General features: G+C 68.5%; 26 protein-coding genes. 25 read left to right on the forward strand and 1 reads right to left on the reverse strand.

All coding sequences use genetic code 11. The annotated features are described in order from the left end of the window. Positions 1–23: 23 nt before the first annotated feature. The 20 genes from WD184_07820 to WD184_07915 all read left to right on the forward strand — a co-directional run bounded on the left by WD184_07820 (position 24) and on the right by WD184_07915 (position 20,169). Positions 24–1,496 (forward strand): M1 family metallopeptidase, encoded by a 1,473-nt coding sequence (locus tag WD184_07820; GenBank protein ID MEX0826636.1) that lies wholly within the window; start codon positions 24–26, stop codon positions 1,494–1,496. Between the two features lie 54 nt (positions 1,497–1,550). Then, positions 1,551–3,002, forward strand: coding sequence for a decarboxylating NADP(+)-dependent phosphogluconate dehydrogenase (gnd, locus tag WD184_07825; GenBank protein MEX0826637.1), 1,452 nt, complete (start codon positions 1,551–1,553; stop codon positions 3,000–3,002). Between the two features lie 2 nt (positions 3,003–3,004). Continuing rightward, a complete protein-coding gene (gene zwf / locus WD184_07830; GenBank protein MEX0826638.1) occupies positions 3,005–4,399 on the forward strand; it encodes a glucose-6-phosphate dehydrogenase in 1,395 nt (464 codons plus the stop codon). Continuing rightward, positions 4,381–4,803: a TIGR03668 family PPOX class F420-dependent oxidoreductase gene (locus tag WD184_07835; GenBank protein ID MEX0826639.1), complete on the forward strand. Its 423-nt coding sequence runs from the start codon at positions 4,381–4,383 to the stop codon at positions 4,801–4,803. Before zwf ends, WD184_07835 begins: the two co-directional genes overlap by 19 nt. Positions 4,804–4,859: 56 nt before the next feature. Continuing rightward, positions 4,860–5,975: an NAD(P) transhydrogenase subunit alpha gene (locus WD184_07840; protein ID MEX0826640.1), complete on the forward strand. Its 1,116-nt coding sequence runs from the start codon at positions 4,860–4,862 to the stop codon at positions 5,973–5,975. After that, a complete protein-coding gene (locus WD184_07845; protein MEX0826641.1) occupies positions 5,975–6,274 on the forward strand; it encodes an NAD(P) transhydrogenase subunit alpha in 300 nt (99 codons plus the stop codon). Before WD184_07840 ends, WD184_07845 begins: the two co-directional genes overlap by 1 nt. Next, a complete protein-coding gene (locus tag WD184_07850; GenBank protein MEX0826642.1) occupies positions 6,271–7,641 on the forward strand; it encodes an NAD(P)(+) transhydrogenase (Re/Si-specific) subunit beta in 1,371 nt (456 codons plus the stop codon). Before WD184_07845 ends, WD184_07850 begins: the two co-directional genes overlap by 4 nt. Then, positions 7,641–8,213, forward strand: coding sequence for a nitroreductase family protein (locus tag WD184_07855; GenBank protein ID MEX0826643.1), 573 nt, complete (start codon positions 7,641–7,643; stop codon positions 8,211–8,213). The genes WD184_07850 and WD184_07855 overlap by 1 nt, the downstream gene beginning before the upstream one ends. A 74-nt stretch (positions 8,214–8,287) precedes the next feature. Further along, a complete protein-coding gene (gene metK / locus WD184_07860) occupies positions 8,288–9,472 on the forward strand; it encodes a methionine adenosyltransferase (protein MEX0826644.1) in 1,185 nt (394 codons plus the stop codon). Between the two features lie 14 nt (positions 9,473–9,486). Then, positions 9,487–10,590, forward strand: a complete 1,104-nt coding sequence (locus WD184_07865) for an ATP-binding cassette domain-containing protein (GenBank protein MEX0826645.1) — start codon at positions 9,487–9,489, stop codon at positions 10,588–10,590. Continuing rightward, a complete protein-coding gene (locus tag WD184_07870; protein MEX0826646.1) occupies positions 10,587–11,252 on the forward strand; it encodes an ABC transporter permease in 666 nt (221 codons plus the stop codon). Before WD184_07865 ends, WD184_07870 begins: the two co-directional genes overlap by 4 nt. Continuing rightward, the gene (locus WD184_07875) at positions 11,252–11,980 is read left to right on the forward strand and encodes an ABC transporter permease (GenBank protein MEX0826647.1); all 729 of its coding nucleotides are present in this window, start codon (positions 11,252–11,254) and stop codon (positions 11,978–11,980) included. Before WD184_07870 ends, WD184_07875 begins: the two co-directional genes overlap by 1 nt. A 104-nt stretch (positions 11,981–12,084) precedes the next feature. Continuing rightward, positions 12,085–13,008 carry an ABC transporter substrate-binding protein gene (locus WD184_07880; GenBank protein ID MEX0826648.1) on the forward strand — a complete coding sequence of 308 codons (924 nt, stop codon included), beginning with the start codon at positions 12,085–12,087 and terminating at the stop codon, positions 13,006–13,008. A 91-nt stretch (positions 13,009–13,099) separates the two neighbouring features. Beyond that, positions 13,100–13,723 (forward strand): DUF1684 domain-containing protein, encoded by a 624-nt coding sequence (locus tag WD184_07885; GenBank protein ID MEX0826649.1) that lies wholly within the window; start codon positions 13,100–13,102, stop codon positions 13,721–13,723. Beyond that, a complete protein-coding gene (locus WD184_07890) occupies positions 13,720–14,079 on the forward strand; it encodes a nitroreductase/quinone reductase family protein (GenBank protein ID MEX0826650.1) in 360 nt (119 codons plus the stop codon). The genes WD184_07885 and WD184_07890 overlap by 4 nt, the downstream gene beginning before the upstream one ends. A 37-nt stretch (positions 14,080–14,116) precedes the next feature. Then, entirely contained in the window at positions 14,117–16,447 is a 2,331-nt protein-coding gene (locus WD184_07895; GenBank protein ID MEX0826651.1) for a TPM domain-containing protein, read from the forward strand. Then, positions 16,444–17,277, forward strand: coding sequence for an RNA methyltransferase (locus tag WD184_07900; GenBank protein ID MEX0826652.1), 834 nt, complete (start codon positions 16,444–16,446; stop codon positions 17,275–17,277). Before WD184_07895 ends, WD184_07900 begins: the two co-directional genes overlap by 4 nt. Next, positions 17,277–18,098 carry a hypothetical protein gene (locus tag WD184_07905; GenBank protein ID MEX0826653.1) on the forward strand — a complete coding sequence of 274 codons (822 nt, stop codon included), beginning with the start codon at positions 17,277–17,279 and terminating at the stop codon, positions 18,096–18,098. Before WD184_07900 ends, WD184_07905 begins: the two co-directional genes overlap by 1 nt. A 23-nt stretch (positions 18,099–18,121) precedes the next feature. After that, positions 18,122–18,487, forward strand: coding sequence for a cupin domain-containing protein (locus WD184_07910; GenBank protein MEX0826654.1), 366 nt, complete (start codon positions 18,122–18,124; stop codon positions 18,485–18,487). 53 nt (positions 18,488–18,540) lie between these two features. Continuing rightward, entirely contained in the window at positions 18,541–20,169 is a 1,629-nt protein-coding gene (locus tag WD184_07915; protein MEX0826655.1) for a DEDD exonuclease domain-containing protein, read from the forward strand. A gap of 13 nt (positions 20,170–20,182) precedes the next feature. Here WD184_07915 and WD184_07920 read toward each other — a convergent pair whose 3' ends face one another. Further along, positions 20,183–21,154, reverse strand: coding sequence for a threonine/serine dehydratase (locus WD184_07920; GenBank protein ID MEX0826656.1), 972 nt, complete (start codon positions 21,152–21,154; stop codon positions 20,183–20,185). A gap of 81 nt (positions 21,155–21,235) precedes the next feature. Here WD184_07920 and WD184_07925 point away from each other — a divergent pair, with 81 nt between their 5' ends. From WD184_07925 to ccsA, 5 genes are read left to right on the forward strand one after another with little or no spacing between them, the layout of a single operon-like run. After that, positions 21,236–21,724 (forward strand): thioredoxin domain-containing protein, encoded by a 489-nt coding sequence (locus WD184_07925; protein ID MEX0826657.1) that lies wholly within the window; start codon positions 21,236–21,238, stop codon positions 21,722–21,724. Then, complete coding sequence (locus WD184_07930) at positions 21,724–22,416, forward strand: prolipoprotein diacylglyceryl transferase family protein (protein ID MEX0826658.1); 693 nt, start codon at positions 21,724–21,726, stop codon at positions 22,414–22,416. Before WD184_07925 ends, WD184_07930 begins: the two co-directional genes overlap by 1 nt. Before the next feature lie 44 nt (positions 22,417–22,460). Next, positions 22,461–23,108 (forward strand): ABC transporter ATP-binding protein, encoded by a 648-nt coding sequence (locus WD184_07935; GenBank protein MEX0826659.1) that lies wholly within the window; start codon positions 22,461–22,463, stop codon positions 23,106–23,108. Beyond that, on the forward strand, positions 23,108–23,767 hold the full coding sequence (locus WD184_07940; GenBank protein ID MEX0826660.1) for a heme exporter protein CcmB: 660 nt from the start codon (positions 23,108–23,110) through the stop codon (positions 23,765–23,767). Before WD184_07935 ends, WD184_07940 begins: the two co-directional genes overlap by 1 nt. Continuing rightward, complete coding sequence (ccsA, locus tag WD184_07945; protein MEX0826661.1) at positions 23,764–24,471, forward strand: cytochrome c biogenesis protein CcsA; 708 nt, start codon at positions 23,764–23,766, stop codon at positions 24,469–24,471. The genes WD184_07940 and ccsA overlap by 4 nt, the downstream gene beginning before the upstream one ends. The last annotated feature ends 11 nt before the right edge of the window (positions 24,472–24,482 follow it).

Genomic DNA, 24,482 nt, shown 5'->3' on the forward strand with positions numbered 1-24,482 from the left:
GGGGCACCGGTATTGTCCGGCGAATGGCCCGTCTCCCCGTCGTCGTCTTGCTGGGCGCGCTCGCCCTTCCCGGCTGCGGCGACGACGGTGCTGTGACGTACACGCCTGGCACCCTCCCCACCACCCTCGCTCCGGCCACGACGACCTCGAGCACCACATCCGGCAGCACCACCACATTGCCCGGTGAGGTCGGGAGCCGCGGAGTCGGCGATTCGTATTTTCCCAACCTCGGCAATGGGGGCTACGACGTCGAGCACTATCTAATCGAGACCACCGTTGACCCCGAGACCGGTGAGATCACCGCCGGCAGCACCACCATCACTGCAGTGGCGACGGTGGACCTCGCCGGGTTCTTCGTCGACTTTCGCAGCCTGGAAATCCTCGATCTCCAGGTCGACGGTGGCCCCGCCGTGTACGAAGTGGTGGGGGCCGACGTCAGGATCACGCCCGCGGCGACGATTCCGGCAGGCGAGGAGTTCGTCGTCTGGTTCGAGTACCGCGGCCGACCCGGACTCACCGTCTTGCCCGGCCTCGACCTCGACTCCGGCTGGATCTTCAACGCCGAGGGCGTCTACGTCGTCGCCGAGCCTGACGGCGCCCACACCTGGTTTCCCGGGAGCGATCATCCCCGTGACAAGGCCCGTTTCACGATCATCACCACCGTGCCCGAGCCCTTCGTGGTCGCGTCGAACGGTGTTCTCGTCGGCGAAAGCAGCGCCGACGGCATGACCACGTTCATCTGGGAGATGAACCACCCGATGGCCACCTACCTGGCCACGATCGTCGTGGCCGAAATGGTGCGAATCGAGTCCGACCCGGTCAATGGGATCGAGATCAGGGATTACCTGCCCACCGACATCTCCGGCCGCCTCCCGCAGGCGTTCGAACGGACCGGGGAGTGGCTGGTGCTCTTCGAGTCATGGTTCGGGCCTTATCCCTTCGATTCATACGGTCATGTGGTGGTGTCGGACTTCGGCGCCGCCCTCGAGACCCAGACGATGACCGTGATGGACCGGCGGACCCTGAAGGAGGTCGTGGTGGTCCACGAGCTCGCCCATCAGTGGTTCGGCAACTCGGTCTCGGTCGACTCGTGGCACGACATCTGGCTCAACGAGGGGTTCGCCACGTTCGCCGAGCTCCTGTGGATAGAGCACGAACTCGGACGCGAGGCGATGGAAGCCGAGGCCGCCACCCGCTATTCGATCGTCCAGGAGCGCACCTATGACCCCATCGCCGACCCGGGAGCCGACAACCTCTTCGGCCTGGCGGTGTACTGGCGCGGAGGACTCGCCCTCCATGCCCTGCGGGTGGAGGTGGGCGACGAGGTGATGCGGGAGATCCTCCAGACTTATGCGGCGCGTTTCGCCGACGGCAACGCTTCGACGGAAGATTTCATCGCGCTCGCAACCGAGGTGTCCGGGAAAGACCTCGCCGCCCTCTTCGATGCCTGGCTCTACCAGACCGACCTGCCACCGCTCCCGTCGCTCGAGGGATGAACGAGGGGTGAACCCCCGTGTGTAACTTGGCCTCAGCCGCAAGCGAGGAGAAGCGTGCCCGACCAAGGCACCATCGGACTCATCGGGCTGGGTGTCATGGGACAGAACCTGGCCCTCAACATTGCCGACCACGGCTACCGCATGGTGGCGCACAACCGGTCGGCTGAGGTCACCGCGGCATTCCTGACCGGCGAAGCAAACGGCAAAGACATCATCGGCGCCGATCACCTCAGCGAGTTGGTCGCTGAGATCGATCGCCCCCGGCGCATCCTGCTGATGGTGACTGCGGGAGCACCCGTCGATTCGGTGATCGGACAGCTCACACCGCTCCTCGACCCGGGCGACGTGATCATCGATGGCGGCAACAGCCACTTCGAGGACACCGCCCGACGGGTCGAAAGCCTTGAGACAAAGGGCCTCCTCTTCGTGGGCGCGGGGATCTCCGGCGGCGAGGAGGGGGCCCGCCACGGTCCCTCAATCATGCCCGGCGGATCGACCGCGGCGTGGCCGCTGGTGCGCGGTGTGCTGCAGTCGATCGCCGCCAAAGTGTCCGACGGCACTCCGTGCTGTGACTGGATCGGGCCAGGCGGCTCGGGGCACTTTGTCAAGATGGTGCACAACGGCATCGAATACGGCGATATCCAATTGCTCGCCGAGGCCTATCACTTCATGCGTGCCGGCCTCGGGATGACCGCGGATGAGATGGCCGCCGTGTTCGCCGAGTGGGACCGCGGGCGGCTCGACTCGTACCTGGTCGAGATCACCGCGGCGGTTCTACGGCTCCGCCGTGACGGCGAGCCTGTCCTCGACCAGATCCTCGACGCGGCGCAACAGAAGGGAACCGGCCGGTGGACGGTCGAGTCGGGGCTCGCCCTCGGCGTTCCGGTCACCCTCGTCGCCGAGGCCGTGTTCGCGCGGGCGGTGTCTTCGCTCAAGGACACTCGGATGAGCGCGAGCGACGTCCTCCCGGGCCCCTCCGGCCGGATCGACGGCGCCCGGTCGGCCCTCCTCAGCGACCTCGAGCATTCCCTCTACGCCTCGAAGATCGTCTCTTACGCCCAGGGGTTCATGCTGTTGGAAGCGGCTGCCGCCGAGTACACATGGCCGCTGGACATGGGGGCCATCGCGATGATGTGGCGCGAGGGGTGCATCATCCGGGCGGCCTTTCTCGAAACGATTCGGGACGCCTACCGGGACGACCCCCAACTCTCCAACCTGCTCCTGTCTCCGCCCTTCGCAAACGCGGTTTCGGCGGGTCAGGAGGGGTGGCGACGCACGGTCGCCCGAGCGGTGGGAGCGGGAATCCCCGCCCCCACCTACTCGTCAGCCCTTGGCTTCTACGACTCGTTTCGCACGGCCCGCCTCCCCGCCAACCTCATTCAGGCGTTGCGGGATTACTTCGGCGCTCACACCTATGAGCGGGTCGACTCGCCGCGCGGCGAGCACTTCCACACGGATTGGACCGGCGACGGCACCGAGACCTCGATCCCACGACACGGAGGCTGACCGTGGACCGGCATCTGTTCGTGGTGCTCGGGGCGACCGGGGACCTCACCTTGCGCAAACTCCTCCCCGCCCTCTATGACCTGATGCGTGGCACCGACGACTGCGTAGTCCTCGGCGCCGCCACCGCCGACCTCGGGGACGATGGGTTCCGCAAGCAATGCGTCGAGGCTCTGGTCGCCGCCGACGTGGCAGCCGCCGAAGCCGAGGAATGGGTGGCGACCCACATCTACTACGAACGGGTGGAACGCGAAGGCGACTACCAGGGACTGGCTCGCCGGGTCGAGGACCTCGAGCGGCTGCTCCGTCTCCCCGGCAACCGGGTGCTGTATCTCGCGGTTCCCCCAGACGTAGTGTCCGCTGCCATCCAGCGCCTCGGCGACGCCGGACTCGCCGGTAGCCCCGGGTGGACCCGGCTCGTCGTCGAGAAGCCGTTCGGGCGCGACCTCGACAGCGCCCAACGACTGAACCATCTCGCCCACCTCCATTTCGGTGAGCAGGACGTCTACCGGATCGATCACTATCTCGGCAAGGAGACGGTCCAGAACCTGCTCGTCTTCCGCTTTGCCAATCCGATCTTCGAGGCGTCGTGGAATCGCGATCGGGTCGAACGGGTGGAAATCACCGTCGCCGAGTCGATCGGGGTGGGTTCGCGGGGCCGCTACTACGACGAGACGGGTGTTCTCCGGGACATGGTGCAGAGCCACCTCACCCAGATCCTCGCGCTCGTCGCCATGGAGTCACCGACCCGATTCACCCCACAGGACGTGCGCGACGAGAAGGTGAAGGTGCTGCGTTCCATCCAGCCGATCCGACCCGACGACGTCGTGCTCGGCCAGTACCAGGGCTACCGCGAGGCGCCAGGGGTAGACCCCGGCAGCGGCACGCCCACCTATGCCGCGCTGCGGCTGTCGATCGACTCATGGCGGTGGCAAGGGGTTCCCTTCTTCCTGCGCACCGGCAAGGCGGTCCGCCGGCATGAGACGGCGGTGGCGGTCACGTTCCGCGGTCCGCCCGTGTGCCTCTTCCATGGAAAGCCCGACGACTGCATGTCGGCGGGGAACGTTCTCTACCTGAAGTTGCAACCCGAAGAGGGTTTCTCCCTCGTGATCGAGGTCAAGGAGCCGGCCGACATGTTCACGGTGCGGCGGATCCCGCTCCACTTCTCCTATACGGAGGCATTCGGGGAGATTCCCGAGGCCTACGAGACCCTGCTGGCCGACATCGTCGAAGGCGACCCGACCCTCTTCGTGCGTTCCGATGAGGTAGAGGAAGCCTGGCGCCTGTACTCCCCTCTGCTCGACGCCGGGTTGGCGGTCCATGCCTACGACGCGGGCTCGTGGGGTCCTGAAGAAGCGATGGCTCTCCTGGGTGGCGACCCGTGGGCGACGGGAGACTGAACCCGCGCGAGCGCGCCGGGACGGTCCGGGTGGCGCGGCTCGCCACGGTCGGCGCTTCCGGGGTACCCCATCTCGTCCCCGTGGTGTTCGCACTGGAGGACGACCGGATCGTCACCCCGATCGACCACAAGCCGAAGCGGTCACCGCGCCTCCAGCGCCTCGTCAACATCGCGGCGGAACCACGGGTGGCGGTGCTGTTCGACCACTACGACGATGACTGGTCCCGACTCTGGTGGGTGCGGGCGGACGGGGTTGCGACGGTGCTCACCCCGGGCGATCCACGGCATCAGGAGGCGGCCGGGCTGCTGGCCCGACGCTACGAGCAGTACTCGGAGCACCCGCTCGACGGGCCGATCATCGAAATCGCGGTTACCCGGTGGTCGGCCTGGGCCGCCGCCAACTGACCCGGACTCGAGCCCGACGAATCCGCCGCCCGGCGGGTTAGTTACCCTTCCGCCTCGTGCAGATCCGACTTCTCCGAGAGACGCGTCCCGGTGAGCGCCGCGTCGCCCTCACCCCCCGGGGTGCCGCCGCCCTCGTCGCGAAGGGGCACCAGGTGCTGGTCACGCCGGATGCCGGCCTGGCGGCCGGGTTCCCCGACGCGCAGTACGTCGCAGCGGGGGCCGAGATCGCCGGAGACCCTCCGACCAAGGTCGACCTGGTCGTGGGCGTCGGGCCCCTCACCCTCGACGATCTCGGACCGACCGGGGCCGCCATCGGCTTTCTCGATCCACTCGGCGCTCCGGCCGAGGTCGAGCGAATCGCCCGGGCCGGCATCACCGCGATCGCGATGGAACTGATCCCCCGAACCACCCTGGCCCAGAGCATGGACGCCCTGTCGAGCCAGGCCACCGTCGCCGGGTACGAAGCAGTGCTGCTCGGCGCCTCTTCCCTCCCCCGGATGTTCCCGATGCTGATGACCGCCGCCGGCACCATCCGCCCCTCCAAGGTGCTCGTGTTGGGGGCTGGCGTTGCCGGCCTTCAGGCCATCGCCACCGCCAAGCGGCTTGGTGCGGTGGTGTCCGGCTACGACATTCGCCCCGCCGCCCGCGAGCAGATCGAGAGCCTGGGGGCGAAGTTCGTCGGCGGCCCCACTGCCCTGGAGGCGGAACAGGCGGGTGGGTACGCCACCGAAGTCGACGAGGCCACCCGCCAGGCACAGCAGGAGGCTCTCGCCGCCGCCGTCGCCGAGAGCGACGTGGTGATCACCGCAGCGCAGGTGCCCGGCCGGAAGGCCCCGATCCTCGTCACCCGGGCGATGGTGGACTCGATGAGCCCCGGGTCCGTGGTGGTGGACACCGCGGCATCAACCGGTGGCAACTGTGAAGTGACCCGCCCCGGCGAAATCGTCCTCCACGGGAGCGTCACTGTCCACGGTCCGCTCGACCTGGCGTCCCGCTCGGCCGGTGATGCTTCCGAGATGTACAGCCGCAATGTCACCTCTCTCCTTGGCCACCTGGTCAAGGAGGACGTGCTGACCCTCGACCCGGCCGACGAGATCGCCGGAGCCTGCGTCGCTCGCGGCGGCCAGATCGTCGACAATCGGGTACGCGCCGCGGCGGGAGGGGCGACCTGATGCTCGACCCGGTCGTCGTCGGCCTGATCGTGTTCGTGCTGGCATCTTTCATCGGTTTCGAACTGATCGCCAAGGTGCCACCGACCCTGCACACCCCGCTGATGTCGGGGTCCAATGCCATCTCGGGCATCACCATCGTCGGAGCGATCATCGCCACCGGCATCGAGAACGACACACTTGCCGCCGTGCTCGCCTTCGTGGCCGTCGCCGCGGCCACCACCAATGTGGTTGGTGGGTTCCTCGTCACCGACCGCATGCTCGGGATGTTCCGCCGTCCACAGCGGAAGGAAGGCGAATGAACGCCGAGTCAGAGGCGATCGTCTATCTGATCGCCGCGGTCGCATTCATCGTCGGCCTCAAGCGCCTCGGATCCCCGCGCACGGCCCGCTCCGGCAACGCCGTCGCCGCGCTCGGCATGCTCCTGGCGATCGTGGTGACCCTCGTCGACAACGAGGTCTCGTGGATGGTGCTCGCCGGCGGCGCCGCCGTCGGAACGGTGGTCGGGGCGGTGCTCGCCCTGCGCGTCCAGATGACCGCCATGCCGCAGCTGGTCGCCGCCTTCAACGGTTTCGGCGGACTCGCCTCTGCCCTGGTGGCCGGTGCGGTGTTCGTGTCGGTGACAGGGGAAGTCGACGCGGTGGACATGCTGACGATCACTCTGTCGGTGGTGATCGGGGCAATCACCTTCACCGGAAGCCTGGTCGCCTACGGCAAACTTCAGGGACTGATGAGCGGATCGCCGATCACCTACCCCGGCCAGAAGTCGGTCAACGCCGCGCTGATGCTGGGGCTGGTGGGCGCCGGAATCTGGAGTCAGGTGAGCCAGGAGCCGGTGGCATTCTGGGTGGCCGGCGGGATTGCCCTCCTCCTCGGCATCCTGCTGGTGATCCCCATCGGTGGTGCGGACATGCCAGTGGTGATCGCCCTGCTCAACTCGCTTTCAGGCCTCGCCGCCGCAACCACCGGGTTCGTGATCACCAACTCGGCTCTCATCATCAGCGGCGCCCTGGTGGGGGCGTCCGGGCTGATCCTCACCAAGTTGATGACCCAGGCAATGAACCGCTCGATCACCCATGTGCTGTTCGGGGCGTTCGGGACCGGAGAGAGTGCCGCCCCTGCCGCGGCCGGCGGAGGAAACGTGCGGACTACCAGCGCCGACGACCTCGCCATCGCGTTGTCGTACGCCAACCGAGTGGTGGTGGTCCCCGGCTACGGGCTCGCCGTCGCCCAGGCCCAGCACCAGATGCGCGAGGTGGCCAACAGCCTCGAAGGCAAAGGAGTCGAAGTGGTTTATGGCATCCACCCGGTGGCCGGGCGGATGCCGGGGCACATGAACGTCCTGCTGGCAGAGGCCGACGTGCCCTACGACCGGCTACTCGACCTCGAGGCATCCAATTCCCTCATGGCCCGGACCGATGTCGTGCTGGTCCTGGGTGCCAACGACGTGGTCAACCCGGCCGCCCGCGACGATCCCGGAAGCCCCATCTACGGGATGCCGATCATCGAAGTGGACAAGGCCCGGATGGTCGTGGTCGTCAAGCGGAGCATGTCGCCGGGCTTCGCCGGCATCGACAATCCGCTCTTCTATCACGACAACACCCTGATGCTCTTCGCCGACGCCAAGAAGGCCCTCGCCGACCTGGCGACTGCGCTCGAGACGGTCTGATGGAGCTGGGGGACGCGCTGCGGCGGCGGCGCATGGTGCGCAACTACACCGGCGAGCCGGTGGCCCCGGAGGCTCTCGAGCGCATTGTCGCCGCCGGTCTGGGCGGCCCTTCCGCCGGCTGGTCCCAGGGCATCTCCGTCGTCGTGGTCGACGACCCCGGACGGATCACCGAGATCGCCCGGCTATGTGGCGAGAGCGAATACGTGACGATTGGATTCGACCCCTGGCTCTCGTCCGCCGGCGCCCACATCCTGCTGTGCGTCGAGCCGGCGGTGTACCGGGCCCGCTACTCCGAGCCCGACAAGAATCCGGCAGCGCTCGAGGGGGTGCCGTGGTGGTGGGTCGACGGTGGGGCGTCGATGATGGCCATGCTCCTCACGGCAGTCGACGAGGGCCTCGGTGCCGGAATCCACGGCGCCCGGGGGATGGCAGAGGTCCGGTCGCTGCTCGGCATCCCGGTCGATATCGAGGTTCTCGGGTTGATGACCATCGGCCACCCGGTGCCCGACCGACGATCAGGATCGCTCGCCCGGGGCCCCCGCCCGGGGCGTGTCCACCGTGGTGCCTGGTGAGCCAGATCCACCGCCCCGTGGCGCCTACCACTACGCTGCGGGTGCCTCCCACCCCAGCCTGAGGAGCCATCAGGGTGCAGCCGCGCCGCCACCTCTTCACCAGTGAATCCGTGTCGATGGGTCATCCGGACAAGGCCGCCGACCAGGTAGCCGACTCGATCCTCGACGCCGTGCTCGCCCAGGATCCCGATGCCCGGGTCGCCTGCGAGGTCCTGTTGACCGACGGCATGGCCGTCATCGCCGGCGAGATCACTGCCGACGTCGAGGTCGACTACGCCGGGGTCCTGCGCGAAACGATGCGCTTCATCGGGTACGACGATCAGGCCGTCGGTTTCGATGCCGACTCGGCGGAGGTCCACGTCGCCATCCACGAGCAGTCGCGCGACATCGCCATCGGGGTAGATCGTGGTGAAGAGATGGGCGCGGGCGACCAGGGGCTGATGTTCGGATACGCCATCGCCGAGACCCCCGAGTTGATGCCGCTGCCGATCACCCTCGCCAACAAGATCATCGCCGCCCAGGCGGCCGCCCGGGTCGCGGGCACGGTCCCCCACCTGCGTCCCGACGCCAAGAGCCAGGTATCGGTGGTGTATGAGCGGGGCGCACCCCGGGGGCTTGCCTCAGTGGTCCTCTCCACCCAGCACGGGCCTGAGTGGAACGACGACATGCCCGGACTGCGAGAAGCGGTCGTCACCGAGATCCTCCGTCCGGCGCTCGGCGAGTGGTGGGCGGACGACATCGCCATCCATGTCAACCCGACGGGAAGGTTCGAGACGGGCGGCCCTGCCGGTGACACCGGGCTCACCGGCCGCAAGATCATCGTCGACACCTACGGCGGGTGGGCCCGACACGGCGGCGGCGCCTTCAGCGGAAAGGACCCGTCGAAGGTCGATCGATCCGCCTCGTACATGGCCCGCCACGTGGCAAAGAACATCGTCTCGGCCGGTCTCGCCCGCGAGTGCGAGGTGCGGCTCGGCTACGCCATCGGACTCCCCTTCCCCACCGCGGTCACGGTCGATTGCCGGGGCACCACCGACTTCGACGAGGAGGCCATCGAGGCGGCCGCCATGGAGGTGTTCTCATTCACCCCCAACGGGATCATCGCCGCCCTCGGCCTCCGCCGGCCGATCTACCGGCCGACCTCGTACCACGGCCATTTTGGCCGCACCCCCGACGATGCCACCGGGGCCTTCTCGTGGGAGCGGACCGACAAGGCCGAGGCCCTCCGCGACGCGCTCGGCGTCTCCGCCAGCGCCTGATCTAGGCTCGGCCGGTGGACCCCGAGCCGATGATCCGCCTCGACGCCGTCACCAAAGTGTTCCCCGGCGAGACGAGCGCGGCGGTCTCCGGCCTCTCGCTCGACGTCGCGGAGGGCGAAATCGTCGTGCTCGTCGGCCCGTCCGGCTGCGGCAAGACCACCACGCTGAAGATGATCAACCGGCTGGTGGAGCCCACTTCGGGCCGGATCACGGTCGCCGGCGAGGACATCATGGCGGTGTCGGCCCCGGAGTTGCGGCGACGGATCGGCTACGTGATCCAACAGATCGGGCTCTTCCCCCACCGGACCCTCGCCGAGAACGTCGCCACGGTCCCCCGGCTCCTCGGCTGGGACCGCGCCCGTATCGACCAGAGGGTGGACGAACTGATCCGCCTGGTCGACCTCGAGCCCAGCATGCGCAACCGCTATCCCCGTGAGCTTTCGGGTGGGCAGCGCCAGCGGGCCGGGGTGGCGCGGGCTCTCGCCGCCGACCCCCCTGTACTGCTGATGGACGAGCCCTTTGGCGCCGTCGACCCCATCGTCCGCAGCCGGCTCCAGGACGAGTTGCTGGATCTCCAACGGCGGCTTCGTAAGACGATCGTCTTCGTGACCCACGACATCGATGAGGCGATCAAACTCGGAGATCGGGTGGTGATCCTCAACGTCGGGGGAATCGTCGAGCAGTACGCCCCGCCGGCCGAGATCCTGCGAGACCCGGCCAACGGGTTCGTCGCCGAGTTTCTCGGCTCTGATCGAGGAATTCGGCGTCTCTCGCTGATCCCCATCAGTCAGGTGCCGCTCGAAGAGGGGCCGATGGTCGACCGGGGGGCATCCGTCGAGACGGCCCGGGCCCGAATGGACCGTTACGGGGTCGACTGGTTCGGGATCCTCGACGGCGGGCAGCTGCTCGGCTGGGCCTGGGCAACCGAGCTGGAGGGTGCCACCGTCGCTGCCATCGACCCCAAACCCTTCGAGGTCCGCCTCCGCCTGGGGGCCTCGTTGCGCGAGGCGTTGGACACGATCATCACCTCCCACACCGGAGTGGCTCCGGTGTATGACGGGGACCGCTTTGTCGGCACGATCACCGCCGAGGCGATCAGCCGGGAGTTGGCGCGATGATCGCCGCCCCCTTCTTCCGGTGGGACTGGGTGTTCAACCATCTCGACCTCATCCGGGACAAGGTCGCCGAACATCTGGTACTCACCGGGATCGCCCTCGGAGTCGGGCTTGCCATCTCCGTGGCGCTCGCCCTGGTCGGCTTGCGGTTCCCCCGCCTCTACCCCCCCATCACCTGGGTGACCGGCGTGCTGTACACCATCCCCTCCCTCGCCCTGTTTGCGTTCCTGGTCCCGATTACCGGGTTCACCACCCTCACCGCAGAGATCGGGCTGGTCTCCTACACCCTGCTGATCCTGATCCGCAACATCGTGGCCGGGATCCAGGGGGTCGATCCTGCGGTGCGCGAAGCGGCCCTCGGGATGGGCTACGCCCCGCGCCGGCTGTTCCTCGAAATCGAACTCCCGTTGGCGCTGCCGGTGATCCTCGCCGGAATCCGCATCGCCGCCGTCACCACGATCGGTCTGGTCACCATCACTGCGCTGATCGGAAAGGGCGGGGTGGGCTTTTTCATCCTCGACGGGTTGAGCCGGTTCTTCCACACCGAGATCGTGCTCGGCACCGCGCTCTCGGTGATCCTGGCGGTGGTGGTCGACCTCTCCCTCGTGCTGGCCCAACGCCTCCTCACCCCGTGGGCCAGTCGCCGGACCCCGGTGGCGGGCTGATGGACTTCTTCGTCGACCTGATCCAGTGGTTCGGGGACAACTGGAGCGGAGACACCGGATGGGTGGCGCGCACCTGGGAGCACCTCTGGATCTCCGGAGTGGCAGTGGTGGCCGCAATGGCGGTGGCGATCCCGCTCGGCGCGTGGCTGGGCCACACTGGCCGCGGTGGCCTGATCGCAGTGTCTGTCGTCAACATTGGACGCGCCCTCCCCTCCTTCGGGATCATCGCACTGGCGCTTCCGCTCACCATCTGGCTGGCGCGGACGACACCATTGATCGACAGCGGGATCGGTTTCGCCCCCACGGTGGTGGCTCTGTTCTTCTTGGCACTGCCACCGATCTTCACCAACACGTACGCCGGGGTCCGCGGGGTCGACGCCGACATCGTGGAGGCGGCGCGGGGAATGGGGATCGGTGAGCGGAAAATCGTCACGGAAGTCGAGATGCCGATCGCGTCACCGGTGATTCTCACCGGAATCCGGGTCACCGCGGTCCAGGTGGTGGCGACCGCCACCCTCGGCGCCCTCGTGGGATTTGGGGGCTATGGACGGTTCATCGTCGATGGGATCGCCACCCAAGATCGGCTCGAATTGGTGGGCGGGGCGGTCCTGGTGGCGTTGCTGTCCATTCTCACGGAGGTGGGGTTCTCGGTACTCGAACGGGTGGTGATTCCCGGAGGGATTCGACGCCGGAGGCGCTCCGATGTCGACCCATTCCTGGCCACCTGAAATCGGGGAGAGCTGGAACAAGAATCGCTTCCCGAGAGTTTCTTGAGCAACGAGTGGGGGCCCCGTGGGCGCATCCACACAAGCGACCGGAAGGAGAAAAACCCATGCGGAGACGATTCCGCAGTCGGGTCGTCGGGGCGGCCCTTGTTGCCACATCCCTCATCGCGGGGGCGTGCGGCGACGATGCCGGGCCGGGTGACGACACCAAAGAGGGGCCGACGATCGTCGTCGGCTCGACCAATTTCGGCGAGCAGCTGATCCTCGGCGAGATCTACGCGCAGGTACTCGAGGCAAATGGATATTCGGTGGAACGCAGGTTCAACCTCGGCCAACGCGAGATCGTCAACCCGGCGCTCAAGGACGGGGAAATCCACCTCCTCGTCGAATACACCGGGACGCTGCTCACCTTCGAGGGGGGCACCTCGACAACCGACTCCGCCGCGACCCATGCCGCTCTGCAGGCGGCGCTCGCCGATTCAGGGCTGGTTGCCCTCGCCTACGCCCCCGCTCAGGACAAGAACGGGATCGTGGTGACCGCGGCGACCGCTTCCGAATTGGGGCTGGCGGCGGTGAGCGACCTGGCCGCTCACAACGGCACCCTCGTATTCGGCGGTCCCCCCGAGTGCCCTGAGCGGGCGTTCTGCCTGATCGGCCTCCAGGACGTCTATGGACTGGACTTTGCCGACTTCGTGCCGCTCGATGTGGGCGGACCACTCACCGTGGCCGCGCTCGAGGGCGGGGCGATCGACGTGGCGTTGCTGTTCACGTCGGACGGCGTGATCGCCGCCAAGGGATTCGTATTGCTCGAAGACGATATGAACCTGCAGCCGGCCGAGAACATCGTCCCCGTGGTCCACGGCGACATCATCGATGCCTATGGCGATGAGTTCATCGCTCTGCTCGACTCGGTGAGCGCCCAGATCACCACCGCCGAGCTCTCCGAGCTCAACAAGCAGTACGGCATCGATGCAGTCGACGCAGACGTGCTGGCGGCCGGTTGGCTGACGGAGAAGGGCTTCCTCCCGTAATCGGCCACGGCGATCCCGCCCGACCGGATCTCCTCGATCATGAGGCCCGGTCGGACGGGTCGGCGCTCGGGGCCTCAGAGGCGCAGGCCCGGTGACCGATCTGCTGACCTCCTCGATCGACGTGTGGGACTGGAGGCGGAGGGTCACCGACCTCTACGGCGCGGTGCGATCCTCTGAGCCGCAAGCCGGATGGTGGACCTGGCGCAACGAGCGAGACCGGCTCTTCGCCGACCATCCGCAGAGCCCGCTACCCGTGGCGGAAAGGTCAGACTTCACCCGAATCCCGTACTTCGACTACTCCCCGTCGATGCGGGTGCTCGCCGAAGTCACCACCGCCCCCGAGCCGACACCCTTCGGTCTGCCCCACAGCGGCAATGGAACCACCGACGCGATCGCGTTCGGGATCGCTGTCTTCGAGATCGAGGGTCGGCAGGCCACGCTTCCCATCTATCGCCTCCTCGAATACGGAGACGGGTTCTTCTTGCCGTTTCGCGACCGGACCAATGGCTCGGAGACCTACGGGGGCGGGCGATATCTGATCGACACGGTCAAGGGTGCGGATCTCGGGTTCGAGAGCAGCCGGCTGGTGCTCGATTTCAACTTTGCCTATCACCCGTCGTGCGTGCACTCTCCAATGTGGTCATGTCCCCTCGCTCCTCCCGGGAGCACTCTGGCGGTTGAGATCCGGGCTGGAGAGCGCCTGGTGGGCACATGACCCCGCAGCATGCCGACGCCACCAACGGGTATCTACAGACCATCGGTCGCGTCTCCGGCCAGCCGCACGAAATCGAGATCTGGTTCGCGGTGGACCGAGGGGTGGTGTACCTGCTGTCGGGATCGGGCGGGAACAGCGACTGGTGCCGGAACCTCGACGCCAACGCTGCCGCCGAGTTCACGATCGACGACACCGTCTATCCGGTGCTCGGCCGGCGAGTGAACGATCCCGATGAGGCCGCCCGCGCCCGACGCGCGGTCTTCGACAAGTACTCCGAACGCTACGGCGGCGACCTGGTGGAGTGGCGGGACACTTCCGCTCCATTTGCCCTCGACCCCATCAGGGCCGGCCGATAGGTCACGGGCGCTACCCGATGATCCCGGGCCGCGCCGGATGCGCGATCATCTCGCCATGCGCGCCTCCCTCAGCAGCCTGGTCGCTGGATCACTCCTCCTCGCGTCAGGTTCGGCCGCTGCGCTCCAGCCGGCGACCTGCCCCCCGTACCAGGGCATCGTCTGCGAGGGGTGGGTCACCGACGCCGCCGGTGTGATCATCAACGACGAGACCGTCGAAGCGGCGGCCGGACGACTCGTGGCCGAGCACGGACACGAGATCGCCGTGGTCATCGTCGCCACCACCGGATCGATCGAGCCAGATGAGTTCGCCGCGGGGATAGGGAACACCTGGGGAGTAGGCGACGCCGAGGACGACGACGGCATCGTGGTGCTGATCGCCCTCGCCGAGCGCCGCACCGAAATCGTCACCGGCTCCGGCCTCCGCATCGCCAACCTCAACACGATCGCTGGCGCCGGCAACTCGTCATTTGCAGCCAACGACTTCGACTCGGGGGTGGTCGCCATTCTGTCGGCAATCGAACTCGCGTTGGAAGGCGGCGGGGTCACGCTGCCGGGCGGGGAAGATCCGGATGGCGGCTCGGGCTTCGTCGGCACCATCGCCCGGGTGCTGGCGTCGCTCGGCATGGTCGGCGCGGGATGGGCACTGGTGGCGCGGGGCCGCAGCAGCCGCGCCTCGCGGACCAAGATCAGCCGGGCCTCGTTCGTCGACGACGCCCTCGACAAGTTGGAACCGGCAGGCCACGAACTGCCGACCCTCGGGGACTACGCGGTGCCGGCGTCCCCGAACGCACCCGACGTCCCCACCGGCAGGGCCATCGAAGCGATCATGGCGATCGGAGGCCGGCGACCATTGGCTGACCCCGAAGCCTTGGCCGCCATCTGGCACGCCGGCACGATCGAATTGGTCGACCGCGAGCGCCTGCTGGCAGACGCCGTGGAACCCCTCGAACTGCGGGTGTCCGAGGAGAAGGAAATTCTCGAGGAGGCGACGGAGCAAGCGAGTCGGGATGCACTCGCCGTGGGCCTGCGAAGCGGCGACGAATTCCGTGCCCGAATGCGCGAGCTCGAGAATCTGGTGAACGCCCTCCGGCCGCACCGGGTGGCATACGCCCGGCAGAAGACCGCCGAGAGCCTGGTCGACTCGCTGGTCGAGACGCCTGCGGGCTGGGCCGGCGTCACCGACTTCGGAGCCCGCCTGCTGCGGGCAGCCCCGGCCCTCGACCCGGCGGCGACACTCAGCGAGTCGGTGCGGGAGATCGAAGCCGCTCGGGCGGTGGCCGCCGAGAAGACCACCCGTCTCGAGGCGCTGTACGACGAACTGCCCGCTTCGACGGCCCGTCCGGCGGTGGCGGCGGCGCTGGCCGATCTCGACGACGACGTCGACGCCGCCGTTGCCCGGTTCGAAGCCGTTCGCGCGGCCCTCGAAGATGAAGGCGACCTGCTCGAGCGCGACGGTCTCGATGTGCCTGCCATCGCCGCGCTGTTGTTGATGAACCGTGACGAGGGCAACGTGAAGCAGTTCGTGCGGACATATCGGGCGCGTCGCAATGGTGGGGCCGAGCCGTCTGCAGCGGTCGAGTTCGCCCTCGCCGGCCTCCGCGACCCGGCCGAGATCCGGAGGATCCAGAAGGAAGCCGGCCGGCTGGGGCTACCGGTGTCCATCACCGCGGCTCTGCTGCGGCGCCGCGACGACGGGCCTGAGGCGTATCAGGCGATCCTGGACGAATTGGCGGGACACGGGATCAGGGGCGAGACGCGCCGCACCATCGCCGGGGTGCTGGCCATCTCGCTCGAGCCGAGCCGGGCGGTGGAGCGTTGGGCAGCGGCCCTCGCCGCGCTCGAGGCGCTCGGCCTCGACGGGGACGGCTCCTATGCGCAGGTGGCCGCCGCCTTCGGGGCGTCGGATGCCCGGGGACCGCGGGCCTTCGCCCTCTCCTACGCGGCTCAGCGAGAGCAGCTCGCCGTCTCGACCGTGGACGACGCCGAGAGATTCGCCCCCGAGCTCGCCCACGAAGGCACCTCCCGACAGACGGACTCGTGGACCGGCGACCCGATACCACCGGACTACGGCTCCTTCGATCCGTTCACCTTCTTCTACTACCACTGGGTGATCACCCGGGGTTCGGCCGGCTCGATGGGCTGGGAGCCGATCCACAACGACCGGTCGTGGAGCGGTGACCGTTCCTCGTGGTGGGGTGGGTTCGGCGGTGGGGGCGGATTCGGCAGCCGCACCTCGTCGTCCGGCGGGTCCTCCTGGGGGTCGTCAGGCAGCACCTCGTTCGGTGGGTTCGGCGGGGGCGGGGGGTTCAGCGGCGGAGGCGGGGGCGGCGGTGGAGGCGGGGGCTCGTCGGGCGGGAGCGGTTGGTGACCGATCCGATCAAGAGCCCCAGCAACCCCCGCATCAAGGCTCTGGTGCGGCTGAGAAATCGTCGGGAACGGGATCGGTCGGGAAGATTCCTGGTCGAGGGGTACCGCGAGTTCTCCCGTGCTCTCGGTGCCGGCATCGTCATCGACGAGCTGTATGTCGCCCCCGGGTTGTTCCTGGGGCACAACGAGGCGGCGCTCGTCGCTCGGGCCGCCGCCACCGGAACGGAGATCATCGACGTGGCTGACGCGGCGTTCGCCCGCGCTTCGTACCGCGACCGGCCCGAGGGCCTGATCGCCGTGGCCCGGCAATTCCCGACTGCCATCTCAGACATCGATCTCTCGGGCAACCCTCTGGTACTGGTGGTCGAAGCAATCGAGAAGCCCGGGAACCTGGGAACGATGCTGCGTACGGCCGACGCCGCTGGAGCGACCGCGGTGATCGTGGCAGACCCGAACACCGACCCGTTCAACCCCAACGTCGTACGGGCGTCGTTGGGGACGCTGTTCACCGTGCCCATCGCGGTCACCGACACCGCATCCGCGATAGACCAGCTACGAGCGAACCGGGTGCGGGTGCTAGCGGCGACTCCATTGGGCGCAATGCCCCATCACTCGGTCGATCTCACCGGCCCGATCGCCCTGGTGGTGGGCAGCGAGCAGTATGGCCTCAGCGACGCCTGGCTCGAGGACGCCGATGCCCGCATCGTCATCCGCATGCCTGGTTCGGTCGACAGCCTCAACGCGGCGATGGCGGCCGGGATCCTGTTGTTCGAGGCCGTCCGTCAGCGGGAGCATCTAGCGTTGCCCGATCGGGGCGGAGAGGAGCACTGATGAACCCCCTCGGACTGGTCGGAAGCCTGCTCTTGCTGGGGGCAGTGGGCTGCGGTGTGGCGGCGATCTGGGTAGACGGCGAGGGCCGCAGCGCCCTGATCATCACCGCGTTCTCACTCCTGCTCCCCGCATTGATCATGCGCGGCCTCGGAAGGCGCCTCGGCAAGATGCTGGGGGTCCAGCCCGACTTCATGGCGAGCGGCCAACGCGGCACCGCCACGATCACCAGCGTCGGCGACACCGGGGTCACCATCAACAACGACCCGGTACTCATCTTCGGCCTCGACGTCGACGTGCCGGGCTCCCCCGCCACCGCCGAGATCCGCCAGCGGACGCCGCGCTTTGTCGTCGGTGCAGTCATCCCGGGCTCCACGGTCCAGGTGGTGGCCGATCCCAAGGATCCGTCGGTGGTGGCGATCGACTGGACTCAGGCTCCGCAGCCCGGTGCCGGCGTTGTCGGCGGAGTGGGTCCAGGGATGGACGAGATCTCAGAGCAGATGGGAGAGCCGGTGGCCGGGGTGGGCAGTGCCGCCGAGTTGCTGCGCAAGGGCCGCCGGGGCACCGCGGTGATCCGGTCGGCCACCGATTCAGGGGACATCTCCGACCTCGGCTTGGTCGATTCCACCGACGCCGGGCGCGACGATCGCATCTACGTCTTCGACCTGGAGGTAAAGCTGCCCGGACGCTCGCCCTACCAGGCGCGGGTCGGGCACCGGGTCCCCGAACGGCTGTACGGAAAGGTGGCCCCCGGGATGGAAATCGAGGTCGCCGTCGACCGGGACAACGACCAGGAAGTCGCCATCGATTGGTCCGACATCTGATGGCCCACCAGCCTGCCGAGTCAGTGAATTGGCATCCGGCCGGTTCCGACCACTTCACCGGGGACGTTTGGTTCGGCCCGATGCACTCGGCCGCCGACGCCGACGGATTGAGCGTCCTCGGGGTGTCGTTCGCCCCCGGAGCCCGATCGGACTGGCACAGCCATCCCGGCGGGCAGGTCCTATATGTCGTTGCCGGCGTCGCCCGGGTACACGCCGAGGGCGGGGCGACGGTCACCGCCGGGCCGGGCGACACCGTCCACGCCGAACCGGGAGAGCTCCACTGGCACGGGGCGGCACCCGACAGCCCGATGGTGCACCTCTCGATCACCGCCGGCGGGGCCACCGAGTGGCTTCTGCGCAAAGTGACCGACAAGGAGTACGAGTCGTAAGGGCCGTCGGCCTCTTCCTTGAATCGAACATGTGTTCGCCCTAGCCTCTGTGGATGGCACTCGGGATACAGCGATCGTTCGATGACCTGGGGGCACCCATCTCCGAGGTCCCCTTCTGCGTTCTCGACCTCGAGACCACCGGTGGCGCCCCCGCCGATCTCGGCATCACCGAGATCGGCGCGATCCGCTACCGGGGCGGCATCCGCGAGGGAACGTTCCACTCACTGGTGAATCCCGGAGGCCCGATCCCCCCGTTCATCACCGTGCTGACCGGTATCACCCAGGCGATGGTCATCGAGGCTCCCCGCCTCCCCGAGGTGCTCCCCGCCTTCCTCGAGTTCCTCGGCGATGCGGTGGTGGTGGGGCACAACGTCCGCTACGACCTCGGCTTCCTGAATGCGGCCGCCACTGCCCACGGATACGGTCCGCTGCCCAACCGCTCGGTGGACACCCTCAGCCTGGCCCGGCGCTTGGTGCAGTCGGAGATCAGGGACTTCCGCCTCGGCAGCCTGGCGGCGTACTTTCGCTCGCCCGTCACCCCCACCCACCGGGCGCTCGAAGATGCCGCGGCCACGGCCCATGTCCTGTGGAGCCTGTTGGAACGAGCCGGGACGATCGGGGTGACCCATCTCGACGATCTCCTGGCGATGCCCACCGCCCGCGGGCGGGCGTCGTACGGCAAGCTCAAACTCACCGAGGGGTTGCCTCGCCGACCCGGGGTCTACATGTTCCGCGATCGCCGCGGCGAGATCATCTACATCGGGAAGGCGAAGGACCTGCGCACACGGGTCCGCTCTTACTTCTACGGGGACACCCGCCGGTCGATCGAGCAGTTGCTGCGGGAACTCGACTCGATCGACCACCGGGTTTGCTCCACGGAGTTGGAGGCGGAGGTGACTGAGCTTCGCCTCATCGCCGCCCACTGCCCGCGCCACAACCGGAAGTCGAAACCACCGAAGTCGTCTCACTGGGTGCGGCTGACTTCCGGCCCCTTTCCCCGCCTTTCCCTCGCTCGCACGGTTGCCCCTGATGCCCTGCTTCATCTCGGACCCTTCCGCGGCACCGCGTCGGCCCGGGCGGTGATCGAGGCGATCTGGGATGCGCTCCCGATACGGCGGTGCTCCAACCCGCCGGGCAGCCGCAGCGCGCCATGTGCGTTCGCCCAACTCGGCGCCGCACTGTGCCCCTGCGATGGGTCGCTCACCGCAGCCGAATACGCCCCGGTGGTCGAACGCCTGATCGCCGGAGTCGAGAGCCACCCGGCGCTGTTGCTCGAGCCATTGGGGCGCAAGATCGCCGATCACGCCCGCGCGGCCCGCTTCGAGGAGGCGGCGTGGGTGCGCGACCGTCACCGGGCCCTTGCGCGGGCGCTCGACCGGCGCCGGGCATGGACGGCGATGCAGCGGGCCGGGACGGTGCATGCCACCGGGCCCGACGGCGGAGCACTCATCGAGCGGGGCCGCCTGGTCGCCGCCTGGCCCGACGGGGATCGTCCCCCCCTCCTTCCCGCGATCCGAACCGAGCACCCCACCGAGGAAGCCGCCCGGTCCGTGATCGATGCCGAGGAGGCTCACCTGGTGTGGCGATGGTTGATGAGCGATGGGGTCGCATTGGACGAGGCCGACGGACCCCTGGGGCTTCCGGTCCACCCGGTCGAAGCGCTGGAGCGCATCGCGGTGTGACCCGCGGAGGTGGCTACGCCCGGTCGAGCACCATTGCCGGGTCGACATTGCCGCCGGAAAGCACCACCACCAGGGGGCCGCTACCTGGTGCCCGGCCGGCCAATGCGAGGGCCAATCCGACCGCCCCCCCGGGCTCGACCACCAGCTTCAGCGTTTCGAACGCGAACCGCATCGCCTCGCGCACCTCAGAGTCGCTGACGGTCGCCGACCCCGCCACGAGGCGCCGGTTGATCTCGAATCCAATGGCGCCGGGGGTGGGCGCCAGCAGGGCGTCACAGATCGAGCCAGCCGTTTCGGCAACGACGACCCGTTCACCCGATCCGAGCGAGCGCGCATAGTCGTCGAAGTCTTCCGGCTCAACCGTATAGACCTCGGCCCGCGGCAGATCGACGGAGAGGGCCAGGGCGATCCCGGCGGTCAGCCCTCCCCCGCCGGTGGGTACCAGCACGACCGGATCCTCGACGGCAAGGGCGCGGCACTGTTCGGCGATCTCGAGACCTGCGGTTCCCTGGCCGGCGATGGTCCACGAGTGCTCGTACGGGGGGACGATCACCGCACCGGTGCGTCCTGCCCTCTCACGTGTCATTTCGACCCGGTCATCGGTGGCCCGGTCGTAGGACACGATCTCGGCGCCTCGGGACCGGGTCCCCTCGGTCTTGGCGGCAGGGGCGTCGGCCGGCATGACGATCGTCGCCGGGACGCCGTAGTGGGCGGCGGCCGCCGCCACTGCCTGGCCGTGGTTGCCACTGGAATAGGCGGCCACCCCGTTGGCCCGACCCTCCGGCCCCAGCTGCGAGAGAAAGGCCATCGCCCCCCGGTACTTGAACGACCCGGTGCGCTGCAGTGTCTCCAGCTTCAGCAGCACCCGACGACCGACCCGGGCATCGAGGTCAGGTGAACCGACCAGCGGAGTGCGCACCACGAGGCCGGCGATCCGGTCGGCGGCGGCTCGAACGTCGTCGATCGTCGGCGGTGAGGTATCCACTGTTGCCGACGCTACCGCCCCCCAGGGGCTTGTGTCGCGCCGCCGGGTCGACTCCGCCGGCTCCGTACACTCGAACAGGTCGTGAAGCCGCCCCCGCTCGCCGTTCTCGCACTCATCGCCATCGGGGCATGCAGCCAGGGGTCGGTGCCGGCCGGCGAGGTGCCCCCACTCGAGCCGACCACGCCGAGCGCGGTCCGGGAGCTGCTGGCGTCTTCCGACCGGCCGGTGGTGGTGAATGTCTGGGCATCGTGGTGCATTCCGTGCCGCTCGGAGGCTCCTCTGCTCCGCCAGGCCGCGGCCGCACATGGCGGTGAGATCAGGTTCGTCGGAATCGACGTTCGCGACACCCAGGACGGGGCGCGGTCGTTCATCGCGGAGTTCGGCCTCACCGCGCTCGAGCACTACTTCGACCAGTCCGGCGCCGTCCCGGGTGATCTCGGCGGGCGGGGGGTGCCCCTCACCTTCTTCTTCCGTGCGGGAGGTGACCTGGTCTCCGTCCACCACGGGGTGATCGACGAGCGAACGCTGGCCCTCGGAATCGACGAGCTGCTCCTTTCCGGGAGCGGGTGATGGAGTTCGGGCTCTTGGCCGCGGTAGCGGTTGCATTCGGGTCGGCCTGGGCAGTCCTCCGGCTCACCGTGGCGAGGGAGGAACGGCGGCCCGCGTTCGACCGCCTGATCTCCGCGGCGGTGGTCGGTCTGGTCGCCGGACGGATCGCGGCGATGGCGCTCGCGGGCACCAATCCGATCACCCGCCCCCTCGACGTCCTCATCGTGCGCGGAGGGGTCGACACCGGTTTCGCCGCGTCGGCGGCGTTGGCCTGGCTCGCCTTTGGCGGGCGAGGCGACCTGTGGAGGAGCCTCGACGCGGTGGCGCCGGCAGCCCTCGCCGGGCTCGCCGGGTGGCACCTCGGATGCCTCTTCTCAGGCACCTGCCTCGGGACCACCACCTCCCTGCCCTGGGGAATCACGGCAACGGGCGGGATGGTGACGCGGCACCCGACCGAGATGTACGCCGCCCTCGCCTTCGTCGCTGCCGCCGCGCTGGTCGCCGCGGCGCGCCGGCAAGTGACAATTCCGGGAATCCTGGCGGCGGCCACGCTTGCGGCCGCAGCTCTCATCCGGCTGGCGACCGAGCCAATGCGGCTCGGGATCGGGACGGGGCCAGAGTGGTGGTACGCGTCCGGGATCGCCGTCGGGGTAGGCATCGTTCTGTATCGGGTGGTGCGCGCCCGCCGGCTGCGACGCCCGGCCCCCTCCTGAGCCCGCCCGCCACCGGGGCGGTACCGCCTTCGTACACTCGCCATATGCCCGACCAACACATCGTCGACCTCCGCGGAGTTGGTGTCCGCCGCTCCGGCGCGTTGATCTTGCGTGAAGTGAACCTTCAGGTCGCTTCCGGTGAAGTCATCGGGTTGTTCGGGGCGAACGGGTCGGGTAAATCCACACTGTTGCGGGTGCTGGCGACGCTCGAGCGACCGAGCGCGGGCGGTGGCACGGTGCTCGGCGCCGCCCTCGGCACGGACGCGGAGGAGGCGGTACGCCCCCGCGTCGCCCTCGTCGCCCATGAACCGGCTCTTCTTGCCAACCTCTCCCTGGAGGAGAACCTCCGTCTCTTTGCGGCCCTCGGCGGCCGCGCCTCGGGCCGGGTGATGCCCGCGCTCGCCGAGGTGGGACTAGCCGGGGCGGCAGGGCGACGCGCCGCGATTTGCTCCAACGGCATGAGGCGCCGCGCCGAGTTCGCCCGGGTGGCGCTCGCCGAGCCAGATCTGCTCCTGCTCGACGAGGCCCATGTGGGGCTCGACGTGGCCGCCGGGGCACTGATGGAGCGAATCGTCGACGCTGTCACCAATCGCGGTGGGGCTGTGATCCTGGTGTCGCACGAGCGGGAGCGCGTCGAGCGGCTGATCGACCGGTCGGCGACCTTGATCGACGGCCGGCTGGAGGTCGCGTGATGAGCATCTTGCGGCAGATTGCGATCCTCTTCCGTTTTCAACTGCGCGACGAGATGCGCACCGGCGAAGTGATGGCGGTGATCGTCCCGTTCGGGGCGATCGCCCTGCTGGTGATCCCGATGGCGGTCGGCATCGAGACCACGCTGCTCAGCCGTATCGGCCCGGGCTTGTTCTGGGCAGTGGTGCTGTTGTTCGGCATCGTCGTGACCCAGCGCCGCACCGCGGCGGCGAGCCCGGCTCATGGCGATGCCCTGTCGCTGCTGGGCGTAGACCCGGCGGCTCGGTTCGCCGCCACCGCGCTTGCCAGCGCCATCCTGCTGCTGGGCTTCCAGATCGTCACCGGGCTGGTGATGATCGTCCTGTACGACCCCGTCATCGTGGGCTGGGGTTGGCTGGCGATGGTCCTGCCGTTGGTGGCGCTCGGCCTGGGAATGCTGGGTACCGTCGCCGGATCGGTGGCGGAGGGCCGCGGCCCCCTTGCTCCGCTGTTGGTGGCGCCTCTAGCGATCCCGATTCTTCTCGGCGCCGCCCAGGCCTCGGAAGGCTTGCGGCTTGGGGTCGGTATCCTCCGCTGGATCATCGTGTTGGCACTGGTCGACGTCGTGCTCGCGCTGGTCGGTGTGCTGACCGCCCGCCCCCTGGAAGGGACTCCGAGTTGAGGCCGATCGAAATCGCAGCAGCCGGAACGATGCTCACCGCGCTGGTTGCCGGTCTCGTGGTGCCTCCGGACGCCGTTCAGGGCGACCTGCAGCGGATCATGTACGTCCACGTGCCCTCTGCCTGGCTGGCGTACCTCGCCTTTGCCGTGACCCTGGTCGCCAGCGTTGCCCACCTGGTCACCAAGCGGCTCGAATGGGATCGGCGCGCCGGGGCCTCGGCGGAGGTCGGCGTGGTGTTCACCGGTCTCGCCCTCGCCACCGGGATGATCTGGGGCAAGCCGGTCTGGGGCGTGTGGTGGACCTGGGACGCCCGACTCGTGCTGACCGCGGCGATGTTCTTCGTCTACCTCGCGTACCTCGGCCTCCGGCGGAGTGTGGACGACCCGGTGATCCGCGGTCGGAGAACGGCGGTGTTCGGCGTCGTCGCTGCCCTGCAGATCCCGCTCGTGCACTTCTCGGTGATCTGGTGGCGCAGCCTTCACCAGCCACCCACGGTGCTGCGACCGGGAGAGCCCCAGATCGATCCGCCGCTCCTCTTCGCTTTGCTGATGGCGGTGGTGGCGTTCACGGTGCTGTACGTGGCGCTGACACGGCGCCGGGTGGAGCTCGCCGCCGCCGAGGACCGACTGCTCACGACCGGAGGCTTCGACGAGTCCGTCGCCGGGGCGGCGGTTTCGGCTCCGATGACCGGGGAACAGCGATGAGCGACTGGGGC

Source organism: Acidimicrobiia bacterium, assembly GCA_040878325.1.
GTDB lineage: Bacteria > Actinomycetota > Acidimicrobiia > Spongiisociales > UBA11373 > JAUYIV01.

Bases quoted from the DNA above. Each gene is read 5' to 3' on its own strand.
- WD184_07820 (MEX0826636.1), top strand. From the start codon at position 24: ATGGCCCGTCTCCCCGTCGTCGTCTTGCTGGGCGCGCTCGCCCTTCCC.
- WD184_07845 (MEX0826641.1), top strand. From the start codon at position 5,975: ATGCTCGACCCGGTCGTCGTCGGCCTGATCGTGTTCGTGCTGGCATCT.
- WD184_07850 (MEX0826642.1), top strand. From the start codon at position 6,271: ATGAACGCCGAGTCAGAGGCGATCGTCTATCTGATCGCCGCGGTCGCA.
- WD184_07855 (MEX0826643.1), top strand. From the start codon at position 7,641: ATGGAGCTGGGGGACGCGCTGCGGCGGCGGCGCATGGTGCGCAACTAC.
- WD184_07870 (MEX0826646.1), top strand. From the start codon at position 10,587: ATGATCGCCGCCCCCTTCTTCCGGTGGGACTGGGTGTTCAACCATCTC.
- WD184_07875 (MEX0826647.1), top strand. From the start codon at position 11,252: ATGGACTTCTTCGTCGACCTGATCCAGTGGTTCGGGGACAACTGGAGC.
- WD184_07880 (MEX0826648.1), top strand. From the start codon at position 12,085: ATGCGGAGACGATTCCGCAGTCGGGTCGTCGGGGCGGCCCTTGTTGCC.
- WD184_07890 (MEX0826650.1), top strand. From the start codon at position 13,720: ATGACCCCGCAGCATGCCGACGCCACCAACGGGTATCTACAGACCATC.
- WD184_07895 (MEX0826651.1), top strand. From the start codon at position 14,117: ATGCGCGATCATCTCGCCATGCGCGCCTCCCTCAGCAGCCTGGTCGCT.
- WD184_07905 (MEX0826653.1), top strand. From the start codon at position 17,277: ATGAACCCCCTCGGACTGGTCGGAAGCCTGCTCTTGCTGGGGGCAGTG.
- WD184_07915 (MEX0826655.1), top strand. From the start codon at position 18,541: ATGGCACTCGGGATACAGCGATCGTTCGATGACCTGGGGGCACCCATC.
- WD184_07930 (MEX0826658.1), top strand. From the start codon at position 21,724: ATGGAGTTCGGGCTCTTGGCCGCGGTAGCGGTTGCATTCGGGTCGGCC.
- WD184_07935 (MEX0826659.1), top strand. From the start codon at position 22,461: ATGCCCGACCAACACATCGTCGACCTCCGCGGAGTTGGTGTCCGCCGC.
- WD184_07940 (MEX0826660.1), top strand. From the start codon at position 23,108: ATGAGCATCTTGCGGCAGATTGCGATCCTCTTCCGTTTTCAACTGCGC.